Here is a 7029-nt window from a genome sequence, read left to right as displayed (position 1 = left end):
GCCAGGGAGATGGTGGAAGGAGGCCCTATTGATGTGCTGACCGGCGACTATCTGGCCGAACTGACCATGTCGATCCTGTATTCCAAAAAACGTAAAGACCCGGATCAGGGATATGTCGGGACCTTCCTGAAACAGGCTCAGGATATTTTGAAACCCTGCTTGGAAAACGGCATTAAGATTGTCACCAATGCCGGCGGCCTGAACCCCAAAGGCATGGCGGAAGCACTGGAAAAAATGGCCGAAGATATGGGACTGTCCTGCACAGTTGCCTATATTGATGGTGATGATCTGGTTCCGCGGCTTAAGGACCTCCAGGAAAAAGGGGTGGCGTTCGAAAATATCGATACAGGCGCAGCATTACGGGAAACCCGCTATCAACCCGCCACGGCCAATGCCTATCTTGGTGGATGGGGCATCAAACATGCGCTTGATGAAGGCGCCGATATCGTTATCGCACCGCGTGTTACGGATGCTGCCGTCGTTTTAGGCCCTGCTGCCTGGAAATTTAATTGGAAAAGAGACGATTTTGACGCACTCGCAGGTGCCGTCGCCGCAGGCCACTTGATTGAATGCGGCGCCCAGGTTTGCGGTGGCAACTACGCGTTTTTTCAAGAAGTACCCAGCTTTCATAATGTCGGATATCCCATTGCGGAAATCGAACAGGATGGCAGTTTTACAATTACCAAACATGAAGGAACGGGCGGCCTGGTCTCGGAAGGGACCGTAACCGCCCAGCTTCTGTACGAGATCAATAGTCCCGCCTATAAGAACCCCGATGTCATCGCCCATTTTGACACCCTGACCATCCAGCAGGTTGGCCCGGATCGTGTGCGGGTCAGTGGATGCCGGGGAACCAACCCACCCCCTCAGCATAAAGTCTGCATGAACATTCTAGGCGGTTATCGAAACAGTATGGAATTGGTTTTGACGGGACTGGATATTGAAGAAAAAGCCGAGATCTTTACCGATGTTCTGTTCAAACTGGTGGGTGGGAAAGGCGCATTTGATGATGTTTCCATTGATCTCATTCGAACAGACAAACCCGATGCACAACGTACCGAAGAAGCCTTTGCCAGCTTACGGATTTCTGTAAAATCGTCTGATCCAAAGCTTGCCGGTCGCATTTTCTCGGCCAAAATCATCGAACTGGCTCTCGCTACCTTTCCCGGATTTACAGGCCGAACAGCCCCGGGCGCCGGGGGTCCTTATATCATTCATTGGCCTGCCTTGATTGACAGCCAATATATCACCGAGAAAGTCCATCTGCGCGGTAAAAGCACTGACATCATACCCACCAGTCAGCTTCAGCTGGCGCAGATCCATTATCAAAAACCGCCTTCAAAGCGCGTGCCCTCACCGGGCGGAGAGACGATGCAGATTGCGCTTGGACGCGTATTCGGCACCCGATCTGGCGACAAAGGCGGCGCCGCGAATATTGGTCTATGGGCGAAAACCGATGCCGCCTATGCCTGGGCCCATGAAAACCTGACAACCAACAAACTTAAAGAGTTGATGCCCGACATCGCCCCCTACCGAGTGGAACGTTTTGAACTGGAAAATATCAGATCCCTTAATTTCATGATCTATGGAATTCTGGGCGAAGGGGTCGCCGCCAATGACCGCATTGATGGTCAGGCAAAAGCCATGGGAGAATATTTACGCAGCAGGCCGATCATCCTGCCCAAATCACTGGTTACGAAGGCGGGATAACAAATCATGACACAAGCAACAGAAAAACTGGACCTTGAAGGGCTGACCTTCGCAACGTTGAAATTGAATAAAACAGGTCATGTCTTTACCATCACACTGAACCGGCCAAAAGCCAAAAATGCCATTAATCCGGTTATGAGCGCCGAACTTTTATATGCGCTGGACTATGCCAAACAGGAACGTGCGATCCGGGTGGTTATCCTTGCGGCTGAAGGAGATGTGTTTTGCGCAGGGGGCGATCTGCGGTCCATGAGCGGTACCGCCTCAACCGAGCCCGCCTCCAACGTTCCAAAGCGGGGCGAAACGGACGATATTTCCCTCCGTTTGCGGCATTTGAACAAACCCGTCATTGCCAAGATACAAGGACCTGTTTTGGCCGGCGCGCTTCTTCTGGTCTGCAACAGTACCCATGCTTACGCCGCTGAACACGCGCATTTTTCGGCACCGGAAATAAAACGAGGGATTTGGCCGTTTATGGTCATGGCGGGGCTGTTTCGCGTGATGAACAAACGGCAGGGGCTCGACTTCATTATGCGGGGTGAAAGAATGACAGCCTTGGCCGCCGCACAACATGGGTTAATCAATCAGGTTGTTCCCACAGATCAATTGGACGACCATGTCGCAAAGGTTGCAAACGACCTTGCCAGTCTGGCCCCACAGACCATGCAGCTGGGTCTTGCCGCGTACCACGAACAGGAAGATATGGATTTTGATCCTGCATTACCGATGTTGAAGAAAAAATTGGAACAATGCCTGAAAAGCGCGGATGCAAAAGAAGGGATCACCGCGTTTCTGGAGAAAAGAACACCAAATTGGGATTAAAAACATGAACACCGTAGATGGTCCATATACGTCCCGCGTTTCCCTATATTTGAAGGTCGCCAATATTCTGCGCAGCCGGATTATCAAAGGGCTTTGGCGAAACGGTGAACGGCTTCCGACAATTTCAAGTCTCTGCCAGGAATTTCAGGTCGGCCGCATAACAGTGAGACAGGCGCTTCACCTGTTGGCCGATGAAGGCTTGATCATCAGCAGCCGTGGACGGGGAACTTATGTGTCTGAGGAAGCCCTTTCAAAATCGGGGCGAAATGGTCCAACGGTTGAACTGGATCAATTGGATCAACTAAAGCACGTTATCAAAGTGCTTGAAATTACCGGACCGGCCCCTCTCCCGCGGGCCATGATCAGGGAAAATGAAGTCTTTCCTGACTATTATTGTGTTCGAAAACTCAGGTTTTATCAGGACATACCCTACTGCTTGATGGATATCTATGTTGAACGCCGTCAGTTTGAAGCCATCCCCCGCTCAGATATTTCCCTTATTCCGATTGCCAAACTTATTTCAACCCACGGACCAGAAACGCTTGGCCATGCCCGGCAAACCCTGACCGTTGGATCGGCAGATTATGAAACATCTCAACATCTGGAATGTGCGATGGCCGCCCCTGTTGCAGAAATCCACAGGGAGTTCCTGAACCAGTCAGGATACGTGGTTTCTAGCGGACATTACTTGTATCGGGGCGATCTTTTCTTGATGGAAACAGAACATGTCGGCGATCCGGCAAACGATTTACCGTCCGGTTGGCTCCCCGATGTCCGAATAGACTGACCCGCAAAACGGCTAGAGTTCGTCTTCTATTCCTTCGGCGATCATGGCTTCGCGAACCGCCGGCCGTTGTTTGGCCCGTGTCATAAAATCTGCCAGAAATGGCCAGTTCTCGATCCCCTCATCCGTCGCTGGCAACCATCGCAGAACCGCCAGCAAATACGCATCAGCGACCGAAAAACTTTTGCCCATCAAATAGTCCCGACCATCTGAAAACTCACCATTGATATAGTCTATTTTGCGGTTCAATACGGCCTGCATCTTCTGCCGGGTGTCGGTTTCAAGCGGGGGATGCGCAAAGAACGGACTAAAGGATTTGTGGATTTCCGCCGCGATAAAATTCAAATATCCGTTCATATGCGCCCGCGCAACCGTCCCGGCCCGCGGGGATAATTTGGCTGCCGGAAAGTAATCCGCAATAAAACTTAGAATTGCTGGCCCTTCCGTAATAAAGGCACCGTTATCCAACTCTAAAGTTGGCACATAACCCATTTTATTGATGAGAAGATAGTCTTCACCCGTGGCCGTTTTTTTACTCCCGGTGTCGACAATATCGACAAAAAAACGGGCGCCCGCTTCATGCAATGCGATATGCGGTGCAAGCGAGCCGGACCGTGGTCGGATATACAGTTTCATATTAACTCAGACAAATTAATCTTATTATTCAGCGTTATAGATGAACATACTAAGAATCATATCTACTGTTTTTCCATCAGACGCAAGGGGTAAGTGGACCCGTTCAAGATTAGCAAAATCTGTTCGAAACGAGAGACTGGGCTGTCCGAGACGATGAACTGGGCAGCTGTTTTCGGCGACGGTTACCCGGTCCAGATAGGGGTATTGCTCTTCAATACCAGGGAAAATTTCATCGAGATATTTTCCGGTGCCTTCCAGCTCCATATTATCGGTTATCGTGCTTCCCATCACCCGAAATTTAAAGCGATAAGGATCCCGTTCCACATCAACAAGGGTCAGGTGTGATAAAAGTCTGGGCAGATGGAACGGATCGAAGACACGGCGGGACGGCATTTGGTCTTTCGGATGAATTTCAAGGTAATAGTCCAGTAACTCAACAATTCTTGGATCCCTTACTTCTGCGCGAACCTGTTTAGTCTTCTCGTAGCTATGATGCAGGACGTCATCCATAAAATACCAACACATTTCTACTAATAATTAGTGATTTCTAGAATGAGTCGGTAAATACTTCAAATTTACCTAAAATACTATATATTTTCTGAAAAAAACCGTCATGAAATAGTGTGAAGACTTCGATCCCACAGTTCCAGTTGTACCCCATAGGCATCTTTGACCAGTGTCAGAAAAACGTCGCCATCCGTCCAGGAATAGGAAAGAGGCTGTTCAACAACACGCGGGGCACCATACAGTTTGGTAAACTGATCGACCAGTTTTTCTGGTGAGGCCTGTTCGTTTTTTGAAAGGGACAAGGTAATTTTCCAAGCCTTGTGCCCCTTGATCGGAGATGTGAAATTTACCCAAAATTTCTGAGAAGCCTGTTGATCTGAAGCCCCCTTAAAACAATAAAGTTGCGCAATTTTGCTGTCAGTATCGTCACCATATCTCATTTTTGCGGCACAAATACGCAACCCAGTCTTTTTTACATCCGTCAGGTCCCGTCCAAGTGAAAATCCGGTCAGGCCGGAAAGCGCAGTTTGCAGAGTCTCATCCGGTGCAACCGCCATTGCAGGATCGGTTTTTACAACGATGGTCTTCTCTTTTTCTTCGCCTGCACATGAGGCAAGCAGCGCGACCAACACGCCTGCAGAAACTACCTTTAGGAAATCGTTTATTGCGGATGAAAAACCCTGATCGGAATATATGCTAACCACTTCTACGCCCTCAAAAGCAAACAGCTATCTGTCGGCACTTGCGCCAAACCAACTGGTTTGCAGAAGCTATGGCCCAAAAATGACGAAATAATGACTGAACGGGGTTTTCATATAAAAAGGCAGCGTTCCGTAAAGAACGCTGCCTTTTCAAAGTATCAGTGGATGTATAGTTTAAGCTGCCCGAACTTCTTTCAGGAACGCCTCGATATCATTTTTCAACGAACCGGACAATTCATCCAGACGGGAAGACGCGGATTGCACCTGTTTGGCGGCTGTTCCAGTTTCTGATGCTTTTTCTGAAACGGTCCCAATTTTATTAGAGACCTCCGTCGTACCGTTAGAAGCTTCCTGAACATTTCGAGAAATCTCATTGGTTGCAGCACTTTGCTCTTCAATTGCTGAAGAAATACCAACCGTGGATTCGCGAATACTGGAAATAACAGTATCAATATTGCCAATTGCCGAAACGGCGGTATCCGTCGCACTTTGCATATCAGCAATCTGACCCGCAATTTCTTCTGTTGCTTTTGCTGTTTGTGTCGCCAGGCTTTTCACTTCACTAGCCACAACCGCAAAGCCTTTACCCGCATCCCCTGCGCGCGCTGCTTCAATTGTCGCGTTCAGAGCCAGCAAGTTTGTCTGACCAGCAATATCACTAATCATACTAACAACTTCGCTGATCTTCCGAGCCGTGTCTGCCAAGGCAGAAACAGATCGTGTACTGTTATCAGCTTCAACAACCGCTTTTTCCGAAACTTTGCTCGCCTGTTGTACCTGACGGCTAATCTCGTTAATCGAGGATGTCAGTTCTTCGGCAGCAGAAGCCACCGTCTGAACATTTCGGGAGGCATCGCTCGATGCAACTGCCACACCTTCAGACAGGCTCAAGGATTGACCCGCTGTGTCATTCATCAGGTTTGCTGTATCATGCAGGTTCCGCGTGGCCTCAGCCACCGTTTGCAGAACATCAGAAACACGCACTTCAAACCGGCTGATAAGATCAGCGATTTTTTGCGCCCGCTGTTCCTTCTCTGCGGCTTCTGCCTGTTCCCGTTCACGTTCCTGTTGAGCGCGTTTTTCTTCAGCGTCCCGCGCAGCCTGTTCCTGCTGCGCCTGCTCTTCAGCATGACGATCCGCTTCCAGTTTCATCCGCTCCTGTTCAATGGCGTTGTTCTTGAACACAAGAACGGCTTTTGCCATTGCACCAATTTCGTCATTCTGATCCTGGTTTGGAATCTCAACGTTATGATCCCCTTCGGACAGCTTCGCCATAACCCCGGTCAATGATCCGATCGGGCCTTTAATCATCCGGATAATCAACCAGGTCACAACACTGGCAATCAGGAATGCAATAACGCCGATAATCAGGAACTGGGTAACAGTAGCTTCCCCGTCTGCTTCAGCCTCATTAAAGGCAACCTTGCCTTCATTCTGCCAAAGGGTCGCAATTTCTTCGATGGTTTGATACATAACCGAAAAGCTATCATCCGCCGCAACCATCATGATAACGGCTGTGGCCCCATCGATTTCTGTCATATCAATAACATCACGAACTGCGACGTTATAAGCAACGAGCTGGTCGTTAACTCGATTTAAAATTTCCAGTTCGGTTTCAGAGAAATTACCGTTCGCAATGAAATCCGCGATCTGCTTCTCAGATCCGGCTGTGTATTTCAAAAGACCTTCCCGCTGTGCAGCGAGTTTTTCTTCTTCAACACCTGCGTTCATCTGGGAAATTAGGCGAAACAGACTTCCGTTAAAAGCCTGCAGATCTCTTTGAAATCGGTATGCGGCACCCGTCATGGACGATTGATTGTCCAACGACACCATTTTTTCATGCCCACGCTGCAATCCTGTAATGGCAAC

Annotated in this window: 7 protein-coding genes; 3 read left to right on the top strand and 4 right to left on the bottom strand. The window is 49.2% G+C overall.

The genetic code is table 11. The features are described 5' to 3' along the window. The 3 genes from ACJAYR_RS17760 to ACJAYR_RS17750 all read left to right on the top strand — a co-directional run. Positions 1-1710: acyclic terpene utilization AtuA family protein (locus tag ACJAYR_RS17760; RefSeq protein ID WP_415237839.1), on the top strand; the 1710-nt coding region annotated here is incomplete at its 5' end. Between the two features lie 6 nt (positions 1711-1716). Continuing rightward, positions 1717-2532, top strand: coding sequence for an enoyl-CoA hydratase/isomerase family protein (locus ACJAYR_RS17755; RefSeq protein WP_415237838.1), 816 nt, complete (start codon positions 1717-1719; stop codon positions 2530-2532). A gap of 4 nt (positions 2533-2536) precedes the next feature. Next, positions 2537-3319, top strand: coding sequence for a GntR family transcriptional regulator (locus ACJAYR_RS17750; RefSeq protein ID WP_415237837.1), 783 nt, complete (start codon positions 2537-2539; stop codon positions 3317-3319). Between the two features lie 12 nt (positions 3320-3331). Here the strand turns inward: ACJAYR_RS17750 and ACJAYR_RS17745 are convergent, their stop codons facing one another. The 4 genes from ACJAYR_RS17745 to ACJAYR_RS17730 form a co-directional block, all read right to left on the bottom strand. Then, positions 3332-3952 carry a glutathione binding-like protein gene (locus tag ACJAYR_RS17745; RefSeq protein WP_415237836.1) on the bottom strand — a complete coding sequence of 207 codons (621 nt, stop codon included), beginning with the start codon at positions 3950-3952 and terminating at the stop codon, positions 3332-3334. Positions 3953-3976: 24 nt separating this feature from the next. After that, entirely contained in the window at positions 3977-4462 is a 486-nt protein-coding gene (locus ACJAYR_RS17740; protein ID WP_415237835.1) for a PAS domain-containing protein, read from the bottom strand. A 101-nt stretch (positions 4463-4563) separates the two neighbouring features. Then, positions 4564-5163, bottom strand: coding sequence for a hypothetical protein (locus ACJAYR_RS17735; protein WP_415237834.1), 600 nt, complete (start codon positions 5161-5163; stop codon positions 4564-4566). Between the two features lie 171 nt (positions 5164-5334). Next, the coding region (locus tag ACJAYR_RS17730) for a methyl-accepting chemotaxis protein (protein WP_415237833.1) at positions 5335-7029 on the bottom strand (1695 nt) is incomplete at its 5' end.

It is taken from the genome of Sneathiella sp., from assembly GCF_047631475.1.
In the GTDB taxonomy this organism is placed as follows: domain Bacteria; phylum Pseudomonadota; class Alphaproteobacteria; order Sneathiellales; family Sneathiellaceae; genus Sneathiella.
Note: the sequence above shows the minus strand (reverse complement) of the source record. Positions and strands in the feature narration are given on the sequence as shown.